22 protein-coding genes and 1 tRNA gene are annotated in these 23,621 nt (G+C 44.7%); 17 read left to right on the top strand and 6 right to left on the bottom strand.

Translation table 11 applies throughout. The annotated features are described in order from the left end of the window. Positions 1–11 precede the first annotated feature (11 nt). Positions 12–2,681 carry a TIGR03960 family B12-binding radical SAM protein gene (locus J7529_RS00505; protein ID WP_318727367.1) on the bottom strand — a complete coding sequence of 890 codons (2,670 nt, stop codon included), beginning with the start codon at positions 2,679–2,681 and terminating at the stop codon, positions 12–14. 134 nt (positions 2,682–2,815) lie between these two features. Here J7529_RS00505 and J7529_RS00500 point away from each other — a divergent pair, with 134 nt between their 5' ends. Then, entirely contained in the window at positions 2,816–3,622 is an 807-nt protein-coding gene (locus J7529_RS00500) for a Uma2 family endonuclease (protein ID WP_318727366.1), read from the top strand. Positions 3,623–3,662: 40 nt separating this feature from the next. Here J7529_RS00500 and J7529_RS00495 read toward each other — a convergent pair whose 3' ends face one another. Continuing rightward, positions 3,663–4,214, bottom strand: coding sequence for a hypothetical protein (locus J7529_RS00495; protein WP_318727365.1), 552 nt, complete (start codon positions 4,212–4,214; stop codon positions 3,663–3,665). Between the two features lie 289 nt (positions 4,215–4,503). On the opposite strand from J7529_RS00495, the gene J7529_RS00490 reads away from it, so the two are divergent. Beyond that, the gene (locus J7529_RS00490) at positions 4,504–4,698 is read left to right on the top strand and encodes a hypothetical protein (RefSeq protein WP_271937451.1); all 195 of its coding nucleotides are present in this window, start codon (positions 4,504–4,506) and stop codon (positions 4,696–4,698) included. Here the strand turns inward: J7529_RS00490 and J7529_RS00485 are convergent. Next, positions 4,695–5,075 carry a hypothetical protein gene (locus J7529_RS00485; protein ID WP_271937452.1) on the bottom strand — a complete coding sequence of 127 codons (381 nt, stop codon included), beginning with the start codon at positions 5,073–5,075 and terminating at the stop codon, positions 4,695–4,697. The two genes, J7529_RS00490 and J7529_RS00485, sit on opposite strands and share 4 nt — an antisense overlap. A gap of 316 nt (positions 5,076–5,391) precedes the next feature. On the opposite strand from J7529_RS00485, the gene clpS reads away from it, so the two are divergent. From clpS to J7529_RS00445, 8 genes are all read left to right on the top strand, one after another. Next, positions 5,392–5,673 (top strand): ATP-dependent Clp protease adapter ClpS, encoded by a 282-nt coding sequence (gene clpS / locus J7529_RS00480; protein WP_271937453.1) that lies wholly within the window; start codon positions 5,392–5,394, stop codon positions 5,671–5,673. Between the two features lie 40 nt (positions 5,674–5,713). Further along, positions 5,714–6,517 (top strand): type II CAAX endopeptidase family protein, encoded by an 804-nt coding sequence (locus tag J7529_RS00475; protein WP_318727364.1) that lies wholly within the window; start codon positions 5,714–5,716, stop codon positions 6,515–6,517. Positions 6,518–6,553: 36 nt separating this feature from the next. Beyond that, positions 6,554–7,249 (top strand): response regulator transcription factor NblR, encoded by a 696-nt coding sequence (gene nblR, locus J7529_RS00470; protein ID WP_318727363.1) that lies wholly within the window; start codon positions 6,554–6,556, stop codon positions 7,247–7,249. 170 nt (positions 7,250–7,419) lie between these two features. Next, positions 7,420–7,878: a DUF192 domain-containing protein gene (locus J7529_RS00465; RefSeq protein WP_278002994.1), complete on the top strand. Its 459-nt coding sequence runs from the start codon at positions 7,420–7,422 to the stop codon at positions 7,876–7,878. Between the two features lie 490 nt (positions 7,879–8,368). Beyond that, positions 8,369–8,560: a DUF2949 domain-containing protein gene (locus J7529_RS00460; protein ID WP_271937459.1), complete on the top strand. Its 192-nt coding sequence runs from the start codon at positions 8,369–8,371 to the stop codon at positions 8,558–8,560. Between the two features lie 228 nt (positions 8,561–8,788). Continuing rightward, the gene (locus J7529_RS00455; RefSeq protein WP_318727362.1) at positions 8,789–9,664 is read left to right on the top strand and encodes a M48 family metallopeptidase; all 876 of its coding nucleotides are present in this window, start codon (positions 8,789–8,791) and stop codon (positions 9,662–9,664) included. Beyond that, positions 9,643–9,724, top strand: a tRNA-Leu gene (locus J7529_RS00450). The genes J7529_RS00455 and J7529_RS00450 overlap by 22 nt, the downstream gene beginning before the upstream one ends. A gap of 421 nt (positions 9,725–10,145) precedes the next feature. Further along, positions 10,146–11,507, top strand: a complete 1,362-nt coding sequence (locus J7529_RS00445) for a hypothetical protein (protein WP_318727361.1) — start codon at positions 10,146–10,148, stop codon at positions 11,505–11,507. Between the two features lie 152 nt (positions 11,508–11,659). Here the strand turns inward: J7529_RS00445 and larC are convergent, their stop codons facing one another. Beyond that, entirely contained in the window at positions 11,660–12,919 is a 1,260-nt protein-coding gene (larC, locus tag J7529_RS00440; RefSeq protein ID WP_318727360.1) for a nickel pincer cofactor biosynthesis protein LarC, read from the bottom strand. A 17-nt stretch (positions 12,920–12,936) separates the two neighbouring features. Here larC and J7529_RS00435 point away from each other — a divergent pair, with 17 nt between their 5' ends. The 6 genes from J7529_RS00435 to J7529_RS00410 all read left to right on the top strand — a co-directional run bounded on the left by J7529_RS00435 (position 12,937) and on the right by J7529_RS00410 (position 22,027). Beyond that, complete coding sequence (locus J7529_RS00435) at positions 12,937–13,602, top strand: L-threonylcarbamoyladenylate synthase (protein ID WP_271937466.1); 666 nt, start codon at positions 12,937–12,939, stop codon at positions 13,600–13,602. A gap of 570 nt (positions 13,603–14,172) precedes the next feature. Next, positions 14,173–15,429, top strand: coding sequence for a HetZ-related protein (locus J7529_RS00430; RefSeq protein WP_318727359.1), 1,257 nt, complete (start codon positions 14,173–14,175; stop codon positions 15,427–15,429). Between the two features lie 160 nt (positions 15,430–15,589). Further along, entirely contained in the window at positions 15,590–18,394 is a 2,805-nt protein-coding gene (locus tag J7529_RS00425; protein WP_318727358.1) for a hybrid sensor histidine kinase/response regulator, read from the top strand. Next, positions 18,387–19,799 carry a response regulator gene (locus J7529_RS00420; protein WP_318727357.1) on the top strand — a complete coding sequence of 471 codons (1,413 nt, stop codon included), beginning with the start codon at positions 18,387–18,389 and terminating at the stop codon, positions 19,797–19,799. The genes J7529_RS00425 and J7529_RS00420 overlap by 8 nt, the downstream gene beginning before the upstream one ends. 57 nt (positions 19,800–19,856) lie before the next feature. Next, on the top strand, positions 19,857–20,687 hold the full coding sequence (locus J7529_RS00415) for a segregation/condensation protein A (RefSeq protein ID WP_313898535.1): 831 nt from the start codon (positions 19,857–19,859) through the stop codon (positions 20,685–20,687). A gap of 173 nt (positions 20,688–20,860) precedes the next feature. Then, entirely contained in the window at positions 20,861–22,027 is a 1,167-nt protein-coding gene (locus J7529_RS00410) for an NDP-sugar synthase (RefSeq protein ID WP_318727356.1), read from the top strand. Between the two features lie 102 nt (positions 22,028–22,129). Here J7529_RS00410 and J7529_RS00405 read toward each other — a convergent pair whose 3' ends face one another. Together J7529_RS00405 and J7529_RS00400 are read right to left on the bottom strand one after the other, a co-directional pair. After that, a complete protein-coding gene (locus tag J7529_RS00405) occupies positions 22,130–22,342 on the bottom strand; it encodes a DUF6887 family protein (protein ID WP_318727355.1) in 213 nt (70 codons plus the stop codon). Next, positions 22,339–22,470 (bottom strand): DUF6888 family protein, encoded by a 132-nt coding sequence (locus J7529_RS00400; protein ID WP_318727354.1) that lies wholly within the window; start codon positions 22,468–22,470, stop codon positions 22,339–22,341. The genes J7529_RS00405 and J7529_RS00400 overlap by 4 nt, the downstream gene beginning before the upstream one ends. Before the next feature lie 238 nt (positions 22,471–22,708). Here J7529_RS00400 and J7529_RS00395 point away from each other — a divergent pair, with 238 nt between their 5' ends. Beyond that, positions 22,709–23,317 (top strand): Uma2 family endonuclease, encoded by a 609-nt coding sequence (locus J7529_RS00395; protein ID WP_413038784.1) that lies wholly within the window; start codon positions 22,709–22,711, stop codon positions 23,315–23,317. Positions 23,318–23,621: the final 304 nt, after the last annotated feature.

Below are 23,621 nucleotides of genomic sequence, written 5' to 3'. Positions count from 1 at the left end.
AACTTGCGCCATTACTCATCGGATAAAATCAATTGTTTGCGGTGAGTATGACGCACGGAAAACTCCGGTGAATCTGAAGAATTTTCAGAACCACGACTAATGAATCCAAACAAATAAACCACATCCATGGGACGCAATAGAGTTCCGTCATTGCGGCAACTGCCCAGATAACGAATGTGTGCCAAACTGTCAGCACGAACCGATTCTAACTCTAATTCAAATAACTGCTCGCGAAGGTTAACCTGTTTGGGTTTCCCCGATTTAGTTTTCCCTTCCTTGATGATTTCCTCACGGTCTAAAATAGCCTGAATCCAATCTTGCCATTCCTGGGAAATAACAGCCACAGAACACTCTAGGATAATCTGATATTCTGCCCGCTCTAATAACTTGGCGCTGCTTTTCCCTTTTAAGGGGACTTCTATCGCCTCGTAAAGGGGACATTCCGCAGGCAGTTGGGCGCGAAGACGCTGTAAAAAGTCTTCCGGTGCGACTGGCTGGGTTAATTCAAAATCGACTAATTCGCCACTGCTTGTGATGCCTAACGAGAGGGCACTGGCGACCATGATGCGGGGGCCGGGATGATATCCTCCACTATAGGCAACCGGTAAGCCAGCGCGACGTACTGCCCGGTCAAGCAGTCTTAACCAGTCTAAATGACTGATTTGTCCCATTTCTCCTTGTTTGCCCCATTTGACTCGTAAGCGTTGAACCGGCGGCACTTTGGTGTTGTCGCCAACTTCTAGAGCGGGAATGGGAGGTGGAGTGACAACGATATTATGGCCGAAGTTGGTTCCACAGACTCCGCAGTGGGAACAACTGTCAAAGGAACAGTCGGGAACGGTGGTGGCTTCGAGGGCGCGTTTGAGGTCGTCTTTGAGCCAGGTTTTGCTAATTCCAGTGTCGATATGATCCCAAGGAAGGGGTTGCTCTAACAGAGACTCAGAAGCGTTCACCGAGGGGAGTCGAGGTGATGAGCGGAGTCGAGGTGAGGAAGAATTCTCCGAAAGGTGGTCAGGAAGCGCGTGCCAGGTTCCTTCGGTAATTTGGCGATATTTCCAAGTAAGTCCAGCTTGCTCGATCGCCTCTTCCCAAGCATTATAGGCCGTATCGAGACTCTCCCACCAGGCATCCATCCCCGCACCACGCTTCCAAGCTTCCAGGATAACCGGGCCGAGTTGGCGATCGCCCCTTGAAAGAAAATCTTCCATGGCCGATAATCGGATATCGGTAAAATGGGCCTTGACTCCCCGCATCTGCCGAAATTCTTCACGTAATAAGTCCTGCTTGCGTGCAAATTCTGCGGTAGACACGCTATGCCACTGAAAAGGAGTATGGGGTTTAGGCGTAAAGTTGGAGATAGTGAGAGTAACCCCCAAGCGTTTGCGACCGCGAGTATAACATTCTTGCTGGAGCCAATGGACCGTTTCAGCAATACCTAACACATCTGCGTCCGTTTCTCCAGGCAAGCCAATCATAAAGTAAAGTTTAACCCGATCCCATCCCTGATCGTAAGCACTTTTTACCCCACGCAAGAGTTCCTCATTCGTCAACCCTTTATTAATAATGTCGCGCATCCGTTGGGTTCCCGCTTCGGGAGCAAACGTGAGGGAACTTTTGCGCGTCCCTCCAACGATGTTACCAATGTTTTCATCAAAGCGGTCTACCCGTTGACTGGGAAGGGAGAGGGCAATTTTTCGCTCTTGAAGACGGTTTCTGAGTTCGAGTCCGACCGCAGGAAGGGCAAGATAGTCGGAACAACTGAGGGAAAGGAGGGAGATTTCATTATAGCCCGTGGTTTGAATCCCTTGTTCGATCGCCTCAATCACCTCATCTGGGTCAACATCTCGTGCTGGACGAGTGAGCATTCCCGGTTGGCAAAAGCGGCAACCTCTGGTGCATCCGCGCCGAATTTCCATCGTTAAACGGTCGTGGATAGTTTCAATATAGGGCACAAGAGCCACAGAATAGGCGGGCATGGGGGGAGCTGTTCGTCGTAAAATGTGATCGGGTACATCATCACGCAAGGGAAGCACACTTCCGTCTGGCATGGGTTGATAAAATTGGGGCACATAGACTCCGGGAATTTGCGCCAGATCCAGGAGTAAATCTAAGCGACTTAAGGTATTATTTAGTCCCTCTTCGACAATTAAGCCAATTTCTGGCAGCACTTCTTCCCCATCTCCCAGAGCCATAAAATCAAAGAATTGGGCATAAGGTTCCGGGTTGGATGTAGCGGTTTGTCCACCGGCAAAGATTAGGGGAAAATCACCCTGGTTTCGCTCTTCCCAGGTGAAGGGAATACGAGCAAGATCGAGCATTTCCAGGATATTGGTGGCTCCGAGTTCGTAGCTGAGACTAAAGCCAATGATATCGAATTCTTGCAGAGCACGACGAGATTCAAGGGCAAAGAGAGGCGTTTGGGTCTCCCGGAGTTTAGCACTGAGGTCAGGGCCGGGTAAATAGGTGCGATCGCACAGTTGGCGGGGTTGGGCATTAATAATATTGTATAGAATCTGATGCCCCAGATTGGATGAGCCTAATTCATACAATTCCGGATAACTCAACACCCAATGCACAGATGTCTCTGACCAAGACTTATAAGCTGCCCCTAATTCCTTACCGATGTAGCGAGCGGGTTTATGGATATCGGGGGTCAGTAATTCATCGATGGCAATAACCATAAGTTCACCTCTCGTATAATCTGTGTTTCCAATGGGCGATCGTACAAACCTCTAGGATATCGTAGGAATGATTCGCCTGTCTTTTAGGTTTGAGAGCGATCGCGATAAAATCAAGAGAAACCCTGGTTCAGCTCATGCACCTCAAATCCTATCCTAGAGATCACTTACCCTCAGCTCAAGATTTACCCGACTCAGATGAAACCCCTGTGGATAACGAACTGCAAGATTTAATTCCCACTCTTCTCAAAGCAATGTTGGCCTCTATTTGGTCAGAGCGCATGGATTGGTTTTTTGGTGTAGATATGGGAGTTTACACCGATCCGAACCAACCGGCAATTGTCCCCGATGGTTTTTTGAGTATCGGTGTCCCCAGAATCAGGGATGAAGGTTTACGCTTATCCTATGTTCTTTGGGAAGAGCAACAAGTTCCGACTTTAGTGTTAGAAGTTGTCTCAAAAACCCGAAGAGGAGAATATAGCCAGAAAAAACAACAATATGCCCAACTGGGAGTTCCCTACTATGTCATCTATAATCCTCTGCGAACACAGCAACAGAGATTAGAGGTTTATCAACTTCAGGAGGGTCAATATCAATTATTATCTGGGGAACCGGTATGGTTACCGGAACTGAATTTAGGTATTGGTAGCGATCGCGGCACTTATCAAGGCATTACCAGAGAATGGCTCTATTGGTATGAGGAGAAGGGCGATCGCTATCCAACTCCAGAGGAGAGAGCAGAGAGTGCTGAATTAGAGCTAGAGAGTGAACGCCAAGAAAAGGAACTCGAACGAGACAGAGCCGATCTCCAACAACAGCGAGCAGAGGGGGCTGAACTAGAGCTAGAGAGGCAACAAGAACGAGCCGATCGCGCCGAATCCGATTTACAACAGCTAAGGGAGAAACTACAACAATTAAATATCGATCCCGATGCTCTATTGTAGTTTCTTCAGAGCGAGTACCAATCACAAAATCATCTTAAACCTATAAATTTACCCCTAATTCAGTTAACATTTCATCCGATGTTTCTTGAATCATAATTGCACCGGATGCTCTCAATAACCATGAAAAAGAACCATAAGGTATTGGATCGTCCACTACCTGAAGAGCAATAAATAGAGTGTTGGAGTCTTGAATAATTGCATTCCACCAAAACCAGTATCTTGGTTCAATGGATAAATCAAACCAACTAATCCAATCCATTACTGACCATTTCTCTTGTTCTATTTCTTGTAATTGCTCTTCTGGAGAAAGAGTTCGCCACCTAGCTATGTCTTCGTCCTCTTCCTCTTCACTACGTTCGGGACCACAGCGTTCAACAAACCATTTTGGCAATAGGTTATACCACTCTTCTTCAGATGGCCAATCTTTTTCATATTGCTTAAGCACCACTGACAAAGCTTCTTGACAATTCTGGAGAACTCGATCGGCATTACCTTGACAGTGAATCTTAAATATAACTAGCCCAGCCCACTCTACTCTATCTTCAGGATTGGAGGAGTATAATAAATGTCTTAATTCATCTACTGGTTTCATATCAAACTTCATTAGCATTTTGCACAACCGTCCCTTTAGAATTATTCCATTCTCCGTGTCTCCGTCTCCTCCCCACTCAAATTTTAAAAGCATTCCCTTGAGAGTTACCCAGCTTCGGGACTTCTCTTATAGGTATCATTACTTTAACCAATCGATCTGGCTAAACCTTGATCCCTCATGATCCCCAGCATTTGGTGATCGAAGTCACTTAATTTGCACTAATTCGATCACATCTGAGCCTAGATATTGACAGTTAACTAGAGGTATATCAAAAAAGTGAGGTTCAATCATGACACCCACCAGTTTAATCCGTCGGCTGGTAGAACAGATTCTCTACCTAAAACGGCTCACCCCCGAACTAGAAAATGCCATTAATGCCGAATTAACGCGCTTAGGCCATATTTCCGATGTCGATTATGAAGCCCTAGAATTGTTGATGAGCGAAATGGATGAAGGGCGTATTCAATTGGTTTCTAACCCCTAGTGTTCTGATTCTGGGTTCTGATGAAGATTCCATAGACGATCAATAAAGGATCGTAACTGCTGATGGTGTTCACTTCTCTTAGAATCAGCGGGGTGCATTGCTCCTAATTGAGTAATAATAGGAATCACTTCTGTGTCAAAGGCCAGATGGAATGCATGGACTGGCCATAAGAGATCTGGGCCCTGGCGTACATCATAATAGGGGGGCAGATCCGTTGACAGGGGGCTATCATTCTCAGTCGATGTCACCAAAATTAAAGGGCGCACCCAAGCCAAACCTCTCGCGATAACAATCTGAATCACTTCAGTATAGAGGCGATCGCCGTTCACTTCTAAATATACAATTTGACAAGGTTGGATGTTGTTCCAGTTCTCCATTATTACTGAAGAGTAGTGAATCACTAATCACCCGTTATAGCGTTAAAAGTCTAGTATACAGCGATTCTCTCTTCTGAAGGAGTACAGCCTGAAGGGTTAGACCCTAAGTAATACAAGCTATTCCCTATTCCCTAGTGCCAAGCGCTATACCTACCCTAGAACACTTTAACAAAACTTCACACTTCCTCCTAAGGAATGCTATAATTTCACTTTAGGTCTATCAAAGAGCGCTGTATCAAGCCAATCAGAGTTCTTAGCATTTAATCACTCAAATACAAATGCTTTCCTTTGATTCATTCACCAGAGGTCTAAAGCTATGTCTGTGGAAACCATTGAAAAACGGTCAACAACTCGCAAAATTGCCCCTCGTTATCGGGTTCTACTCCATAACGACGACTTCAACACCATGGAGTATGTCGTCGAAACACTCCTAAAAACAGTATCGAGTTTAACTCAGCCCCAGGCCGTGAGTATTATGATGGAAGCCCACAATAGTGGACTAGCCTTAGTGATTACCTGCGCTCAAGAACATGCTGAGTTCTACTGTGAAACTCTGAATAATCACGGACTCACTAGCACCATTGAGCCAGAAGAATAAGACCTCTAACCCCATAAGGGAAAGAAAAAAAGCACCAGCCATGCAAAGAATCCTCCGATTTTTGGTGGTGCTTTTGTGTGTTTGGTTACCCATTGCCTTGCCTATTTATCTCTGGGTTCGAGATCCTAACTGGCAAAGTATTTTGGCGATGGGGATTTTGTATATCGAGTTCCTGTTGCTGGTTTATGTTTGGTCTCGATGGGTTGACCCCATTCCCCATCTGGGTAAATACTATGGAGTGAGTTTAAACCGAGCAAATCGCTTAGAGTTTTTCGCCGGTTTGTGGATTGCCGTTTCTCTACTCTTAGGATTGTTTACGATACAAGAATTGATGGGTTGGGTAACGTGGAGACCTTTACCCCCATCAATGGCTCAAGTCATCTTAGAAGCCATTCTCGTTGGTTTCGGAGTCGGTTGTGCAGAAGAGCTGTTTTTTCGCGGGTGGTTCCTGAGTGAACTGCAACAGGACTATTCTCCGAACCGCAGTGCTTGGATCAACACCCTAATTTTTGCGGTGCTGCACTTTATTAAACCCTTGGGGGAAATTCTGCGAACCTGGGTTCAGTTTCCTGGTTTGGTGCTGTTAGGTTTAACCCTAGTTTGGGCAAAATATGCAACCTATGGACGATTAGGATTATCCATTGGTTTGCACACGGGGTTAGTGGCTACATTTTATGTAATTAATGTGGGTCAGTTGATTGAATATACACAAACGGTTCCCTCTTGGATAACCGGTATTGATCAAAATCCCCTAGCGGGTATGATGGGAATATTATTTCTCAGTGGGATTGGCTTTTGGGTCAGACGGCGATCGCGAAGACTGCTGAAACGCTCAAATCCCTGATAAACCAGGCATCCTTACGGGGTAACCTCGAATCTTATGAACACCGTTGTCGTTGAGTCTCACCCTTGTATCCTAGTGATTGAGAGTGATACAAACTTAGCTGAAAAAATGAGTCTGGACTTACGAGAATCGGGTTACGATCCAGTTGTGGCAAGCGATCCGAAACTCTGTCTGACTCAAGTCGATCAGATTAAACCCAATTTAGTAATTATCGATCGCATGTTAGTGGGAGATTCTGGGTTAAGCGTTTGTGAAAAAATGAGGGGACAGGGAATTGTAGCCCCGATATTAATGTTAATGGCCAAAGATACAGTAGAAGACCGGGTGGCGTGTCTAGAGTCCGGAGCAGATGATTATTTCATTAAACCTTATCGTACAGAAGATTTTTTAGAACGACTGCGCCTGTATATCAAAAGCGATATGGAAAATAATGAACAGTTGCGCTTTAGTGACCTGATTTTGGATCTCGGTTCTCGCAGAGCCTTTCGCGATGGACGGGAGATCGAGTTAACAATGAAGGAGTTTGAACTGCTCAAGTGCTTGATAGAACATCCCCGTGATGTCTTAACCCGCGAACAGATTTTAGAACAAGTTTGGGGATATGACTTTATGGGAGAATCGAATGTGATTGAGGTCTATATCCGTTACTTACGACTGAAAATTGAACATGAGGGTGAAAAGCGTCTCATTCAGACGGTGCGCGGAGTTGGATATGTTTTGCGGGAACCTTAGCCATGAGAAAGCAGAGAACAGTGACCAGATTTTCCTCTACAATTGAGTACATCTCGATCCTCCTAAATCACCCTTTCCAAGGAGCTAGCAAAGATCAAAACGCAGCTTACAAGAGGTCAAAGCGCTCTAGTATCGCTGTGGTAGGGTTAGCTCTGTTGTTGAGTTTGGGGATGATTGGATGTGCCGGATCGACTGCTCCCCCTCTTGCTGTCGATCCAATCTCTGAGGAGAATTTCAAGGGACAGCAGTTAGAAGTCTCCGCACAAGTGGCGATCGCCGGGGAAATCATTGAACTAGAAGTCGCTCGCACTCGCGAACAACAAGCTTTAGGATTAATGTATCGACCAGCATTACCGGACAATCGCGGAATGTTATTCCCATTTGCTGATTCTAGACTCCTGACATTTTGGATGAAAAATGTCCCGGTTCCCTTAGATATGATATTTTTGCTTGATGGAGAAGTGAAGGCGATCGCTGCTTCTGTTCCTCCTTGTAACACAGCTTCGTGTCCCGTTTATGGCCCAAATGAACCGGTCAATCAGGTGATTGAGTTGCGCTCTGGACGAGCAGCAGAGTTAGGTCTACAAGTGGGCGATCGTCTTGAGATTCAGTTTTTAGATTCTCTCTAAATATACAGAACACAACTGTCGATTCCTCCCTCCCCCTCCCCCTTACCCAATCTGTTTCCAGATCCCTTACGGGTCAAGGGTTTTTGCTCGTTTAGTCTCCAATCTCGATGGCTCAGAGTTGATCCCCAAAGGCAAAACTCGTTAAAAATCTGTAAAAGGGTTTACAAAACCGTAAAGATTTGATAAAGTTAGGAACTTAAACCCTAATAAAGTTATAATCAATATCCAAAGATCTAGTGAAACGGGTCAAGCTGCGCTCAGAACCGTCCAGATCCCCCGGAACTTTAGATCCGGTTTATCAGACTCTTAGCTTTGATCAGAATGTGATCGAGATCCTATTTCAAGATGGGAGAAGATCACATCAAGGATTAAATCTCTTGATTTATGCTTGTACGATGGGGACAGAATATAAACTGACTCCCCCACCACCCAATTAACAAATTCTGATTTCACAATACACTTTTAAGACAATGAGGTGAAAAATTTGATTATGTCCCCCGGAAGCTACGCCAAACTAATTCGATTTTTACAAGACGAGTTATCTATCTCTTCTTCTTCGATCTCCTTAGCAATGAGACAATGCGAGCACGATCCCGGCCCCTTACCTATGGTGTTATGGCAATATGGTTTAGTCACTTTAGAGCAACTCGATCAAATCTTTGATTGGCTCGAAACCGCCTAGAGATTGAATCAAGTTGAATCAGACTATGGAGGCTAGGATTTTATCATCGCTCTCAAACCGATTCTAATTAATTCCTGGATCGCGCTTTTTCGGCACATCCTGAAAAGGCTCACCATCCAAAAGGGGGTTGAAGATTCAGCCCCCTTTTGGCAATTGTTGCTACAATAATTGGGAAGTTGGTTCTGTGCATTCAGCTCAATTCCCTAATTGTGAAACTTGAAGTGTTCTATGGAGTTATCAAAACTAATTTTAAGAGGACTTAAAGCCGATCATTTCCGTCATCCCCTGGATCGAGAAGCGACACAAGCGCTCAAGCAATTGCCCGGACTGGATATGGTGATCCGTAATTTACTCGCTCCACTGGGGGAAAAATATTTCTATTTGGATAATATTGCCTCAAGTATTTTGGTGAGCGATCGCCAACTGCCCCATTTACACCAGCTACTCCTAGAAGCCAGCCGGATCTTAGACCTCGAACCGCCCCAGCTCTACATCAAACAAAATCCGGTTCCCAATGCCTATACCTTCGCCATGCGAGGACGGCAACCGTTCATGGTCGTCCATACCTCCCTCATTGAACTACTCACCCCTGAAGAAATTCAAGCCGTTATTGCCCATGAGTTAGGCCATCTCAAATGCGACCATGGGGTATACCTGACGTTAGCGAATTTGATGGTACTCGGAGCTAGTTTAGTCCCCGCCTGGGGAAGCCTCATGGCACAACAACTGCAAACCCAGTTAATGGAATGGGTAAGATGTGCAGAATTTTCCTGCGATCGCTCCGCCCTCTTAGTGAGCCAAAATCCCAGAAACGTCATGTCCGTCTTAATGAAACTCGCGGGTGGATCGCCCTCTCTTGCCCCCCAACTGAACTTAGATGCCTTTATTGATCAAGCCCGTGCCTACGATCAAATTGATGATAGCGAACTGGGTCAACTGCTCAAACAAGCACAAAATGCTGAACTCACTCACCCAGTTCCCGTACTCCGCGCTAGGGAAGTGGATCGATGGGCAAGTACCCAAGATTATGAAAACCTGTTGCAAACTCTAAAAATAGGCTATAATTCTGAAAGTGCTCGCAAGGGCGGATGGCGAAATTGGTAGACGCACCACACTCAAAATGTGGCACCTTCGGGTATGAGAGTTCGAGTCTCTCTCCGCCCATACCCAAAAAATTCAATAAACTTGAGATTTCTAGGCCCTCCTTGCCATAATTATTACAAAAAGATGGAAGAATGGGTAAAAACCATTACCCTAGTCTGTTGCTAATGCACCATCTGATCTGTATCACAGCACTACGAATCAAGACAGTTTTAATTTTGGTTAAGGTTATTGGAAGGGCAAAATATAGTCTTGCCTATTGTTCCCTGCTTTGCACAAACCTGGGAGCCTGCTGGCATTACACCCAATTGACCCGGAAATAGGTTAACCTGATAAGTAAAGAAAAATTGGAATCCTCTGATTTGATGTAGGATTTGATCGTATTAATGAGATAACTCAAAAGTTTCTAATATAGCAAAGCTTAAACAAAATTGCTGCGCTATATGGCTTGGGGTGCAGAACCATCGAAAAAGGGGCAATTACCATGGGATCTAGCTTAATGGATCAAAACTATCCACCCTCTGGTTTCAAAACAACAGAGCTAAGAAAAAATACTAGTCAATATCAAGAGACCATTTATCGTTATTTCTTAGCTATTGTTAAAACAGATAGTCCAGATCAAGTTCTGCAACAATTCAGAAGATTATTTATCGATCATACTGAAATTAACGATCCAGCGGTAAATCAGGCGTTGTTTTCTCTTGTATTTGCCAATAAAGAAGAAAATTTTTCCCATACTTTAAAACGCTGTTGTTATATTCTGATTAACAACTGGGAAGCGAGCAGACATCATGATGCCGTGCGGGATTTAGTGGGCAGTTTTGAAGCTCAAAAAATCGGTCGTAATAGCCATTCTATTCCCATTAAGAGACTTAAAGCATGGACGCTAAACTTTATCAACAGTCCTGATTATGAAGGAATTAAACTTTTTTGCGCTAAATTTGACTTAGAAGAACAGACTTGGAGCGATCGCTACACGTCCTATCTGTTAGTTCCCCAATACACTAATCTCCAAAACTCTGCCGAACAACGCCAAGCTGCTAAAGTACGATCTCAAGAACTTAAAGAAAAGTTCAAGTTTGATTTAGCCATGTACACAACCCGGTCTCAGCTTACCCATAAGCGGACTGATGAAGCGCCTAAAAACCCGACTCGTTTAGGCGATGAAGTTTTACATCTGATTAAAACCATCCTCCTCAGACGCGGGCCATACAACTATCTTAATTTAGCCAATATCTTTCTACAACAAACTCAGGATATTAGTTATCATGAATTTAAGCAAGCTCTTCAGCGTTACCTCGTTTTTTCAGTCAATGATACTGCTTTTATCCATTTGATTGAAAACCAATTATCTGTTAAGTTAGAAAATGTGTATACTGACTATGATGGTCTTCCCGTAACTAGAGCGCTACAGTTGAGAACGTGTAACCGAGTTGTAGAATATCTGACGACTGAAGATCGCACTACTCCTTCGACTTTATTTGTGCTGTGGGTAGCTCAGAATAATCCTCTGACGTTGGTGACAATGATGCTGAAACTCATCTTAATCAGTAAGCCAACTAGGGTTCACCTCGAAGCTCGGATTGCCGATTTAATTAGCTATTACAAAAATTATCCAGAACAGGAATGTAAGTGGTTGATTAATTTCATGGAGGTGTTGAATATTGCCTTTGCGATTTATGCGGATAATGTCCAATACAACTTAGTTCGGATTGACCAAAAAAGCTTGGGTAGTCAGACTGAATCAAATTTAGATAAATATCAAATTTTTTCCCAACTGAATATGGATAAGCCAGTGGATTTTGTCCATGAAAATCATGAAGATTTCCTGGAAGAAGAGGAGTGATATAGAGCTTTGCGCTGGGGAATAGGGAATAGGGTTGTGGTATAGCAGAGAAGGAGTTGGTTAGGACAGTTGGGTTATGGTTTGAGGCAATAGGAACTCTAGCAATAGAAAATGTCCCAACTCTCCCTTTCTCTGCTAGATAGTGAATTCAATTAACCATGAGTCACTGATTTTCCGGAGTGGATATTAATGGTTGAAAGATCGAACTGTTGTAAGGCTAATTCTAGGGCAGTTTGATGAATCTGTCGCCAGGGAAGATTATGTTGGCGGGCAAGCTGGGCGCAATCTTCATATTCGGGTTGTAGATTGGAGAGTTGGTCACCTCTCCAGGCTAATTTAATCTGAACTGAACCATAGGGTGTTTCTAGAGTGCGGAGTTCTCGACGCAAAATGGAACGCTCTTGGAGGGTACGGCGAATGCCTAATGTGGTGGTTTCCTGGAATACGATTGTTTCACAGGCAGTAATTTGAGCGGGTGGACAAATGACGGTTAATAGTACGCCTAGGCGGGATTTTTTCATCATGATCGGTTGGGTAAAGACATCTAATGCTCCCGCAGCAAAGAGTCGATCGCAGCAATAGCCGATCGCCTGGGGACTAAGATCGTCAATTTGAGTCTCCAACACCGCTATCTGCTCTAAACCCTCCTGCTCTCCTGGAGAACCCACCCACAAACGGACTAAATTGGGTAGCGGTAACTGGGCCGATCCTGCTCCTAATCCTACCTTTTCTAACTGCATGGAGGGAACAGAACCGAAGCTGGTGGCTAATGTAGTGGCGATCGCCGCTCCTGTCGGGGTAACCAACTCCCGCTCAATACCATTACTGTAAACGGGAACCTGGGCCATTTCCCACAACTTCAACACCGCTGGAGCGGGAACCGGTAAAATGCCATGAGCTGCCTTCACCGTACCCCCTCCCGTCGGTAGTGCCGAACAGAATAGGCGATCGATCCCCAGCCACTCCAATCCCAAACAAGTCCCCACAATATCCACTAAAGCATCCGTTGCCCCCACCTCATGAAAATGAACTCGCTCCGGTTCAATTCCATGAACTGCCGCTTCAGCTAAAGCCAAACGTTGAAAAATCGCTAAACTGCGCTCTTCCACTCGTGGCGCAAGTTTAGCCTCCTCAATCATTTTTACAATTTCCGGTAAATGGCGGCAGCCGTGGGGATGATCGTGATGATGATGATGATGATCGTGGGAATGCATCAGATCCACATGCACCTTCGTCCCCACTTGACCCTGATGAGTAACTTTTTCAGAGTGTAACTGATACTCATCCTCAATCTGTAAGGATTTTAATTCCTCTTGCAGGTATTCTAGAGGAACTCCCGCATCCACCAGAGCACCCAAACACATATCACCGGCTAAACCGGTGGGACAATCCAGATACCCTATTTTATTCATTCATCTACCCCCAAGTTATGGCAATCTTGTATACCCTGCATCCAGAAACACCGCAACAGCGAACCCTCCAAGAGATCAAAAGCGCTCTTCAGGATGGAGCGGTGATGTTATATCCAACCGATACGGTATATGCGATCGGTTGCGATCTCAATGTTAAATCAGGCATTGAGCGCGTCAGACGGATTAAGCAACTCTCTAATGATAAACCGTTAACCTTCCTCTGTTCTTCCCTCTCCAATGTGGCCAGCTATGCCACAGTTAGTGATGTGGCCTATCGAACTATGAAACGTTTAATTCCTGGCCCCTATACCTTCTTGCTGCCTGCAACCAAGGCGGTTCCCCGTCTCGTGATGTCTCCCAAACGCCGGACGACGGGAATTCGAGTCCCCAATAATCCCATTTGCTTAGATCTCTTAAAAGCCCTAGATAATCCTCTGATTTCCACCTCCGCGCACTTAGTGGGGGATGAGGAAATGTCCGCTACTCCCAGCGCTCCCGAATATACCTCTACACAAGAACTCTTTGACCGTCTCGATAAGCTGGTGGATATCATTATTGATGATGGTTTACCGGTTCAATCCCAAGTTTCCACCGTTTTGGATTTAACCGCCATGGAACCAAAAATTGTGCGTGAAGGTCTGGGATGGGAAGCAGCATCGGATTGGGTGTCCGAAGCAAGTTAAATAGACTTCTTGCAGAAGGTGAGAGAATAGGGAATAGGTATTAGATACAGGATTCCTGCGTTACTATTCATATTCTGCCCATTTATGCAAGGGATCTAATCTGGAGGATCATCACCCCTAGGGTTTGATGATCTTCTTAGGGGTTAAGGAATCAGGGAACCTCAGAGGCATCTACCCCACACAGTCTAGGGAAAGGCAATAGATTTTAGGTTCCAGAATTATACGTCTGTCCTAAGTGCCAAGGCGGTTGCTATATTTTTTAGCCAGTCCTGCAATTGTCCTACTGAGGAGTTCTCTGGGGGTTGGCGACTCTCCCCCCAAATCAGGGAATTCAAAATAGCTTAAAGTCTAACGTTGACAATGGTTTGGACGATCGCACCTGAAGGTGCGATCGCCAAGTCTTTTCCTGCGCTCCTGTGATGGGGTAGATCTGCACAGATCAAAGAGTGCCACAGTAGCACCCCTTCATTTTCTGAGGGACACCTACAGTCAGAGTATAGACAGCGCGAGGAATTCCAACCGAAGCGGTGTCATCACCGGAGTGCATTCAACCCAAAGGAGATTGAAATTATGAATACCAAGTCCAGCCAGTCTGCTACCCTCTCTAACGCCCATCAAATTAACCAACAACCCTCTTTAACCGTTCTTAATTCTTGTGCAACCGTTAAGGAGGAAATTCCGGAGTCTTCTGAGACGGTAATGGATGTAGACGCTTTACTAGAGTTAATTAGCCGCGAGATTCGCAGTGCGATGCAGATTAATTGCCGCTCGATTCAGAGTGTAGCTAAACGGATGGCACGGGAAGTAGAGCGCATTTGCCAAAAGAGCGATCGCATTCAAAAATCGGGAATTATTGAATCTTGGCAACGGACGTTAGCCAATAACCGGATTGAAAAATGCTTGCAATACTATAAGCTTGGCTCCCATCAAGGTCGCACCGAACTCCATAGTAATTTGAGTGTGATGGTATATCGCCATGTGGCGAAAAGTAGTGCTCGGTTGGGATTTAAGGCTCGCTATAGTTTAATTGAAGACTTCATGCAAAGCTTTTATGTGGAAACCCTCAAAGCTTTCCGTCGGGAAAATGAACTGACTCAAGACTATAGCCCTCGCACTCGTCTGGAATTAGCTGAATATATGGCGTTTACGGAACAATATGCCAAACGACGGATTAATTTACCGGGGGGCATTTCCCAACGCTTGATTGTCCTCAGAGCGCAAGGGTTTTCTCGCCGTCAACCGCAAGAGATGTCGGTTGATATGGAAATGGCAGTGGAGTCGGGTAAGACGGAAGAAGCGCAAATGTATAGTAGAGATCCTGCACTCCATCAAATTCGGGAGAAAATGGTTGCTGGTGCGGTCGATCCCTCAGAGTCAGTATTGCGCGATCGTGTGATTCGGGAATTAACCCAATATCTCGAAGCTCAGGAACAATTTGATTGTATTGATTACCTGAAGCTCAAGCTGCAAGACTTCTCAGCTACCGAAATTGATGAAACCCTCGGTTTGACTCCTCGCCAACGGGATTATCTGCAACAACGGTTTAAGTACCATGTAGAGAAATTTTCCCGCTTCCATAACTGGCATTTAGTTCACCAATGGCTCGGTGCAGATCTCGATCAAAATCTCGGCATGGCTCCTTCCCAATGGCAACAGTTCTTCAATCAATTGGCTCCTGAGCAGCAACAACTGTTCCAACTCAAGCAAGCGGGAATTGAAGATGCTCAAATTGCTACGACCATCGGTTGCACCCCGAAGCAATTACAAAAGCGCTGGAATAAATTACTGGAATTGGCTTGGAAAGCACGTAATCAGGTCAACTCTTAATGAGAACAGCGCGGTGAGGATGTGATAAAGGGGATCTTCATTTCAGACTGTTCACCTCGAACACTCTCCCCTCCCCTTTTTACCTTATGCTACTATTGAAGATTAAATCTGTTGCATCCCATCAATCCATCCTTTTATTTTCTCCCCTTCAAACCCGCTCATGGCAGGGAAACTTAAAAACCCTTTATTTCCAGAGTCTAAACAAGTACCGCTTGGTTGGGTTCTGATTGTACCTTTTCTAATTCAGATTTTTGCCGCAGTGGGTTTAACCGGTTGGTTTTCCCTACGCAATGGTGAAACTGCGGTTGAACAGGTGACGACTCAACTGCGAAATGAACTCACCGCTCGCATTGATGAACATCTAGCAACCTATCTGCAAACGCCTCGTTTAGTTAATCAGATTAATGCACAGGCGATCGCCAGCGGTCAATTAAACATCAATGATGAAGTAGCGGTTCGCACTCACTTATGGCAACAAATTCAACTGTTTCCCCAGATTGCCCAAATTGGGTTTGCCAGCACCGATGGTTATTTCCGTGCCGTTAATCATCGTTTGACTCCTTTCTCGTTTGAATGGATTGTCAGTAGCCCCAAGCCTTCACCAAAGATTAATATTTATACTCTAGATAACCAAGGAAATCCTCAGTCGTCATCGACTCAAGACTCTGTTATGGATCTCCGTCAGGAAAACTGGTATCAAGAAGCACTAAAAAACAAAGATCTAATTTGGACTCAACAACAGATTTATCCCAGTCAAACCCCAGAACTCATCCTCAATGCAAGCCAGCCTCTATACCAGAATGATAGCCAAATTACTGGGGTTCTCAAAACCAGCCTCAGCCTAGTCCAAATCAACGATTTTTTACAAGGCTTACAGATTGGGCGATCGGGGCAAACGTTTATTATGAATAGTCAGGGGGATTTAATTGCCAGTTCTCTGCCCGAACTCTCCTCCAACAATCAACCCCAAACCGCCTTTCCAATCGCCGCAGAAAATAGTCCCCATGCCCTGATTCGATTAACGACGAAACAGATACAAACTGAATGGGGAAATATTGAGCAAATCCAGGAATCCTATCAACTCAATTTTTTATTTAAGCATCAACGACAATTTGTCCAAGTTACTCCCCTCGAAAACAATCAAGGTCTCGATTGGTTAATTGTCGTTATCATCCCTGATTCAGACTTTAGGGGAGTTATTTATGAAAATATCCGCAATACCATTTTACTGTGTTTTTTCGCTTTGATGGTGGCAGCCAGTCTAGGATTAGTAACAGCCCGCTGGATTTCTAAACCCATTTTGAACTTAATTCACGCCTTAGAATCAATTTCAGCAGGCAACCTAGATCAAACTTTAAATATCTATCAATCTCGATTACCTAAAATTCATGAACTAGAAATTTTGTCTCGGTCTTTTAACCAAATGGCGGCTCGATTTCGTCAGTCTTACGAGGAATTAGAAATTCGGGTGCAATTGCGAACATTTGAGTTAAAAGAAGCCAAAGAAGCAGCCGATGCAGCTAATTCTGCGAAAAGCGAGTTTCTCGCCAACATGAGTCATGAATTACGCACTCCCCTGAATGGTATTCTAGGATATACTCAAATCTTAAAACGCTCTCCCAATATCCCCGAAAAAGAAGAAGATGGAATTGACATTATCCATCAATGTGCCACTCACTTACTCACCCTAATCAATGATATTCTAGATCTATCTAAAATTGAAGCTAGAAAACTAGAAATTGATCCCTCTGATATCAATTTTAATACCTTTTTAGACGGAGTTGCCGAGATTTGTCGGATTCGTGCCGATCAAAAAGGAATCGCCTTTCATTATTCCCCCGATCCAGCCTTACCTCATGGCATCCATGCTGATGAAAAACGAATTCGTCAAGTTCTCATTAATTTACTCGGCAACGCAATTAAATTCACGGATACCGGGCAAGTTTCGTTTGAGATCAAAACCTTAGAAAAAAATCATACAAAAGAACAAAAAATCCATAAAATTCGCTTTCAAATTCAAGATAGTGGTATTGGCATCTCCTCTGAAAAACTGGAAGCCATTTTCTTGCCGTTTGAACAGGTTGGAGATGTATCTAAAAAAGCTTCAGGGACTGGGTTGGGATTAGCCATTAGTCAAAAAATAGTGGCAATGATGGGCAGTGAAATTCAGGTAGAAAGTGAACTCGGTCAAGGAAGTTTATTCTTTTTCGATTTAGAGTTGCCTGAAGTGTTACAATTTTCAGAGGAGTTTACTGCTCTGGAGTCTAAAGAAATTATTGGATTTGAAGGACTGGAAAGTGTCAACATTATGGTCGTTGATGCTCATTGGGAAACTCCCTCCATTATTACTAATCTGTTAGCACCTATGGGATTTACCGTCACGCAAGCGAGTCAGGGTGAAGAAGCTCTCGAATTACTGCCTGTATTTGTACCCGATTTAATCATTACTGATTTAGACATGCCGGTTATGGATGGCATTGAATTAATCAAAGAAGTGCGATCGCGTGAAAATTGGCAAGATTTACCCATTATTGTCTCTTCTGGGCGTGTCTTTGCAGAGGATCGCAACCGCTCTCTAGAAGTCGGTGCGAATGCATTTTTACCTAAACCCTTAGACACTCATCGCCTTCTAGAACAGATTCAAAGCTGCTTAAATATTGAGTGGATTACTCAACCAGAATCCATCGAAACAACAGATGAACATCTGGCGGTTCCAATTGTCTCTCAATCCTCTCAGACTCTTTCGATCCCCGATCGAGAAAATCTAGCCGAATTATATCGCTTGGCAATGGAAGGAAATCTCAAGAAAATGCAAAAGAAAGTGAGTTTAATTGCTGAAGCTAATCCGGATCTGAGTCCTTTCTGTGAGCAAGTCAATCGATTGGCAAAAGAGTTTAAGGAAAAAGAACTCCTCGAACTCATTGAAACTCATTATCAGAGCCTCAGAGGAGACAGTCATGAGTAAGAATAGCGATCCCGAATTGAATATTATTTTAATTGTAGATGACAATCCCAATAATTTAGCTGTTTTATCTGATTTTCTTGATGAATCTGGATTTGAGGTTAGGGTTGCTAGAGATGGAGAAAGTGCTTTAGAAAAAGTGAACTACGCCCCTCCAGATTTAATTTTGCTAGATGTTATGATGCCGGGAATTGATGGATTTGAAGCCTGTAGACAGTTAAAATCCAATCCGGATACGGAAGCTATTCCCATTATTTTTATGACAGCTTTATCCGATACGGTGGATAAGGTTAAAGGACTGGAGTTAGGAGCAGTTGACTACATTACTAAACCTTTTTCTCAAGAAGAGGTGTTAGCTAGGGTAAGGCTACATTTGAGGCTGAGGAAGATGGCTGAGAAGTTAGCCGAACAAAATGAAATACTTAAGCAAGAAATCGAAGAAAAAAATCGTGCTGAGGTCGCCCTGCAAGCGTTAACTCAAGAGCTGGAACAACGGGTAAACAATCGAACTGCTGAGTTGCAACAGGCGCTTACAGATTTGCAAGATGCTCAGGTGCAGTTGGTGCAAAATGAAAAAATGTCTACGTTGGGTCAATTGGTGGCAGGAGTTGCCCATGAGATTAATAACCCAGTGGGGTTTATCATGGGAAATTTAAGCCACGCCCAGCAGTATATTCAGGATATTATTGAACATCTAAATTTATATCAACAGTGTTATCCAGAACCCGATCTAGAAATTCAAGACCATTATGAAGAAATTGAATTGGATTTTTTACTGAAGGATTTGCCAGATTTGATTGGTTCTATGCACGAAGGAACAGATCGGATTCGTAATATTAGTCGGTCCTTGAGAACGTTTTCGCGATCGGATATAACGAGTAAGGTCAGCAGTGATATCCATGAAGGAATTGATAGCACTTTGCTAATTCTCAAACATCGCTTGAAAGCAACGGAGGAGCGCCCAGCGATCGCCATTATCAAAAAGTATGGAGATGTGCCGGAAATCAACTGCTATCCGGGTCAACTGAACCAGGTGTTTATGAATTTGCTGGCGAATGCTATTGATGCCTTAGATGAATCGAATCAAGGACGCACGTTCCAAGAGATTGAAAGCAATCCCAACCAAATTACAATTCAAACCCAATTGTCGCCTTCCCAACGGGAAGTAATTATTACGATTGAAGATAATGGCAAGGGTATTCCCGAAGAGATTCAGAATAAAATATTCGATCATCTCTATACCACGAAAGCCTATGGACAAGGGACGGGTTTAGGACTCTCGATTAGTCGGCAAATTGTGGAAGAAAAACATGGGGGTAAATTGAGCTGCCATTCAGCGAGCGTTTGCACCAGCGAAACGGAGTCTTATCGAGGCTGTGTCTTTACCATTACCCTGCCCGTAACGTAGAATTCCCCCTTCGCTATAGTAGAAGAGAAGTCTAGCGCGATCTGGAGTCCACACTTAATGAATTCTGCTTCCTTACCTCCCTTGGAGTCGGATCGACCAGAGGAATTGCGATCGTGGGAATCCTCCCCTTTTCCCCAAGATATGGGGATTTCCTTACTGATCGAAATGGCTCAACGGGGGGAAATCGATCCTTGGGATGTGCAAGTCATTGATGTGATCGATCGCGTCTTAGAGCAGCTTAACGCCCGTGCTGCCATGACTCCCGAAGACCAGAGTGTGAATCGGGCGGACTTATCGGAATCAGGTCAGGTGTTTCTCTACGCCTCTATGTTAGTCCTCTTAAAAGCTGAAAGCTTAGAAGAAGATAGCAATGACCTCTCTCCAGAAGACTTAGCAGCCGAAATGGAGGACTATGACGATCAGCCGGATGGCAGTCGTCCTCGAATTCCTTTCCGCTTAGAAAACCAATTGCGTCGCCGAGCCATTGCACGACCGGTGAAACAACGGCGAGTAACTCTGCAAGAGCTGATCGATCAACTGCAAACCATGAGCCAAACGCTCGCAGATCGCTCGGGGAAGTCACCACGTCGTCGTGCCCTTTCTCGCGCTCAAACAGCCAAAGCTATCCGTCAGTTGGCTCATGAGGAAAACTTATCAGAAGTGGCGGAAAAATTAGAGAAGTTTCTCAGTCAATATGGGTTGGCTGAGGAAGAGCAACCGGAATGGCTGGAACTCGAGCAACTGCTCGTCTCCCATCCCCAATGCGATCGCGTGGGTACCTTTTGGGGTTTACTTTTGCTCTCCGCCCAATCCAAAGTCGAATTAAAGCAAGAAGAATTCTATCAAGACCTAAAAATCCGCGTCCTAGGCGAACTGAGTCCGGCTTAACGACTTTTTGGCCAAAAATCGACAGAAGCCAAGGTTAAGAAGTAAAATCACTGATAACCTATATACACAAGGATCAGGTTGTTATCGAACTCCAAGACCTGATCGGTCAATCCTGATTAAGGTATTGGAACACCCGTAGTGATCAAAAAACTGTGGTTGAGGAATAGACAATTATGAAAGCCATGATTCTGGCGGCTGGTAAGGGAACTCGTGTCCGCCCCATCACCTACACCATTCCCAAACCGATGATTCCCATCCTACAAAAACCGGTAATGGAGTTTCTCCTGGAACTATTGCGCCAGCATGGTTTTGACCAGGTGATGGTCAATGTGAGCCACTTGGCCAATGAAATCGAAAGTTATTTTAGGGACGGACAACGGTTTGGGGTTCAAATTGCTTATTCTTTTGAAGGAAGAATTGAATCTGATGGAACTCTGGTCGGGGACGCATTAGGCTCGGCAGGCGGAATGCGCCGAATTCAAGATTATAATCCGTTTTTTGATGATACCTTTGTGGTTCTGTGTGGCGATGCCCTGATTGATTTGGATTTGACGAAGGCGGTTAAGTGGCATAAGGAAAAAGGGGCGATCGCCACGGTGATTATGAAATCTGTTCCCAAAGAGGAAGTTTCTAGCTATGGGGTAATCGTCACCGATGAGGATGGACGGGTGAAGGCCTTCCAAGAAAAACCCTCCGTTGAAGAAGCCATTAGTACAGATATTAATACCGGAATTTATATTTTTGAGCCAGAAGTGCTTAATTATGTTCCCTCTGGCCAGGAATATGATATTGGAGGCGAATTGTTTCCCAAGTTAGTGGAAATGGGAGCGCCATTTTATGGTATTTCCATGGATTTCCAATGGGTTGATATTGGCAAAGTGCCGGACTATTGGCGAGCAGTGCGTGGGGTGCTGCTCGGAGAAATTAAGAATGTGTCGATTCCTGGACACGAGGTTTCCCCTGGTATTTATACCGGTCTTAATGTGGCGATTAATTGGGATAAAGTGGATATTACTGGGCCTGTTTATATTGGCGGCATGACCAAAATTGAAGATGGTGCGAAAATTGTCGGCCCAGCCATGATTGGCCCGAGTTGTCATATTTGTAGCGGGGCAACGGTGGAAAATAGCGTGATTTTTGAGTATTCTCGCCTGGGTGCAGATGTGCGGCTGATCGATAAACTGGTCTTTGGACGGTATTGTGTGGATAAAACCGGGGCATCGATTGATGTGCGATCGGCTGCTTTAGATTGGTTGATTACGGATACCCGTGCCGTGCCACCGCCTGTGCCTCCAAAAGAGCAACAGGCGATCGCCGAATTGTTAGAATCCGATTCTTAACTCAACCCAGAAACGCGGTTTCTGCTCAACCCTTCGCCAGGGAAGAAACCGGGTTTCTAGCAGCCTCTGGGAGGAACCGCCCCGGAAAAAGTCTCTCTATCTCTAATCCCTATCCCTCATTTCTCCTGTTCCAGACTCGATTCTATCCGTCAGTCGTTGTTCCCAACCTGGATCGTTCATGTCGAGCGTTACCATACGACCTTCATTTTTGGAGCGATCGACATAAATCTCAAAGGCATCGCGATCGTCTCGATGAGTGAGCATATATCTGCGAAGTTCATCCAGACTCATCGAATGGTATTCAACATTAGTCATGGTTCATATCCTCCAGAGGGTTTAATTTCAAAGTCAAGATCCTCTCCTGCAATGACGTAGAGGTTTCCTGTACGCTCATCAATTCTCACCAGTTCAATGCTTCTGAATGGCCAGCCAGGGTATGACATTGGTCAAACGGTAAGCAACTCGATAAAGTCCCTGGGCTTGCTGGCTAGTCGGTTTGTCACTCACTCAGATTATGTCAAGGTTTCTAGCATCACGTCCATTATGACACTAGATTACGAAAGGAACAGCAAAAAGCAGCCTCAAAATGCGAGTAGAGTCTGAGTCTTAAGACATGCGATCGCTCAAATCGAGGCATAAATTGGCTAGAATGGGACCAAAATAGCCGTATAAAGCACAATGATGGTCGTCCAGGCTCCCCCTCAAAAATCCCTATGGCTCCAGCTTCCCCAAGAATTGACGCTGCATGTGACACCAGAGCAGTTTACAATGCTGGCTGCGGCGAATCGTGAACTTAGATTGGAGAGAACTGCAACAGGAGAATTAATTGTGAATCCTCCCACAGGTGGCAATACGGGTCATCGTAACCTCAGCATCACCGGTCAACTCAGTGTTTGGTATGAAGCCAACGATACCCTAGGTCGAGCTTTTGACTCTTCCACAGGATTTCAACTCCCCAATGGTGCGAACCGCTCTCCAGATGCTGCTTGGGTTCGTCAAGATCGCTGGGATGCCCTTACCCCCGAACAGCAGGACGCTTTTATTCCATTGTGCCCAGATTTTGTAGTTGAGTTGCGCTCGAAAACCGACAGCCTCAAGGAACTACGGGCAAAGATGCAAGAATATTTAGAGAATGGGGCGCAGTTGGGCTGGTTGATTGACCCGAAAAATCAACAGGTGGAAATTTACCGTCCAGGTCAAGCCGTTGAGGTGTTAGAGAATCCGATGATATTGTCTGGGGAGGCGGTTTTACCAGGGTTTACGCTGACTCTGAAACGGGTTTGGGCATGAAGGAAAAAACACTGGCTGAACTTGACATTCCATTCCCACTTTTTGAAGCACCAATTTATGAATGTTCAGATTATGCAGGAATTGGAACCTGCTCAATTTGTACAGGACTTACGGGATAAAATGTGTAATATTCGGAGTTGGGATGCAAAATACTTGACAAAACCTGTTGTCTAATATAAAACATTAAGTAGGAGCATATCTATAATCAAAGTTAATGGAGTAAGAAAAATGCTACTCAGCAAGCTAATCTTGGATCAATTGACTGAAGTGATAGAAAAAAACTTGAATATGGTTTGTCTACTCT

This window comes from Roseofilum sp. Guam (assembly GCF_017746735.1).
Taxonomy (GTDB): domain Bacteria; phylum Cyanobacteriota; class Cyanobacteriia; order Cyanobacteriales; family Desertifilaceae; genus Roseofilum; species Roseofilum reptotaenium.
The sequence above is the reverse complement of the archived record's forward strand: the minus strand, read 5'-3'. Positions and strand labels throughout refer to the sequence as shown.

What these genes read in the sequence shown, in the direction of transcription:
- J7529_RS00420 (WP_318727357.1), top strand. Translation starts at nt 18,387, where the DNA reads ATGAGTAAGAATAGCGATCCCGAATTGAATATTATTTTAATTGTAGAT.
- J7529_RS00435 (WP_271937466.1), top strand. Translation starts at nt 12,937, where the DNA reads ATGGCAATCTTGTATACCCTGCATCCAGAAACACCGCAACAGCGAACC.
- clpS (WP_271937453.1), top strand. Translation starts at nt 5,392, where the DNA reads ATGTCTGTGGAAACCATTGAAAAACGGTCAACAACTCGCAAAATTGCC.
- larC (WP_318727360.1), bottom strand. Translation starts at nt 12,919, where the DNA reads ATGAATAAAATAGGGTATCTGGATTGTCCCACCGGTTTAGCCGGTGAT.
- J7529_RS00410 (WP_318727356.1), top strand. Translation starts at nt 20,861, where the DNA reads ATGAAAGCCATGATTCTGGCGGCTGGTAAGGGAACTCGTGTCCGCCCC.
- J7529_RS00500 (WP_318727366.1), top strand. Translation starts at nt 2,816, where the DNA reads ATGCACCTCAAATCCTATCCTAGAGATCACTTACCCTCAGCTCAAGAT.
- J7529_RS00475 (WP_318727364.1), top strand. Translation starts at nt 5,714, where the DNA reads ATGCAAAGAATCCTCCGATTTTTGGTGGTGCTTTTGTGTGTTTGGTTA.
- J7529_RS00465 (WP_278002994.1), top strand. Translation starts at nt 7,420, where the DNA reads ATGATTGGATGTGCCGGATCGACTGCTCCCCCTCTTGCTGTCGATCCA.
- nblR (WP_318727363.1), top strand. Translation starts at nt 6,554, where the DNA reads ATGAACACCGTTGTCGTTGAGTCTCACCCTTGTATCCTAGTGATTGAG.
- J7529_RS00505 (WP_318727367.1), bottom strand. Translation starts at nt 2,681, where the DNA reads ATGGTTATTGCCATCGATGAATTACTGACCCCCGATATCCATAAACCC.
- J7529_RS00495 (WP_318727365.1), bottom strand. Translation starts at nt 4,214, where the DNA reads ATGAAACCAGTAGATGAATTAAGACATTTATTATACTCCTCCAATCCT.
- J7529_RS00455 (WP_318727362.1), top strand. Translation starts at nt 8,789, where the DNA reads ATGGAGTTATCAAAACTAATTTTAAGAGGACTTAAAGCCGATCATTTC.
- J7529_RS00485 (WP_271937452.1), bottom strand. Translation starts at nt 5,075, where the DNA reads ATGGAGAACTGGAACAACATCCAACCTTGTCAAATTGTATATTTAGAA.
- J7529_RS00460 (WP_271937459.1), top strand. Translation starts at nt 8,369, where the DNA reads ATGTCCCCCGGAAGCTACGCCAAACTAATTCGATTTTTACAAGACGAG.
- J7529_RS00405 (WP_318727355.1), bottom strand. Translation starts at nt 22,342, where the DNA reads ATGACTAATGTTGAATACCATTCGATGAGTCTGGATGAACTTCGCAGA.
- J7529_RS00415 (WP_313898535.1), top strand. Translation starts at nt 19,857, where the DNA reads ATGAATTCTGCTTCCTTACCTCCCTTGGAGTCGGATCGACCAGAGGAA.
- J7529_RS00490 (WP_271937451.1), top strand. Translation starts at nt 4,504, where the DNA reads ATGACACCCACCAGTTTAATCCGTCGGCTGGTAGAACAGATTCTCTAC.
- J7529_RS00445 (WP_318727361.1), top strand. Translation starts at nt 10,146, where the DNA reads ATGGGATCTAGCTTAATGGATCAAAACTATCCACCCTCTGGTTTCAAA.
- J7529_RS00425 (WP_318727358.1), top strand. Translation starts at nt 15,590, where the DNA reads ATGGCAGGGAAACTTAAAAACCCTTTATTTCCAGAGTCTAAACAAGTA.
- J7529_RS00400 (WP_318727354.1), bottom strand. Translation starts at nt 22,470, where the DNA reads ATGTCATACCCTGGCTGGCCATTCAGAAGCATTGAACTGGTGAGAATT.
- J7529_RS00395 (WP_413038784.1), top strand. Translation starts at nt 22,709, where the DNA reads ATGGTCGTCCAGGCTCCCCCTCAAAAATCCCTATGGCTCCAGCTTCCC.
- J7529_RS00430 (WP_318727359.1), top strand. Translation starts at nt 14,173, where the DNA reads ATGAATACCAAGTCCAGCCAGTCTGCTACCCTCTCTAACGCCCATCAA.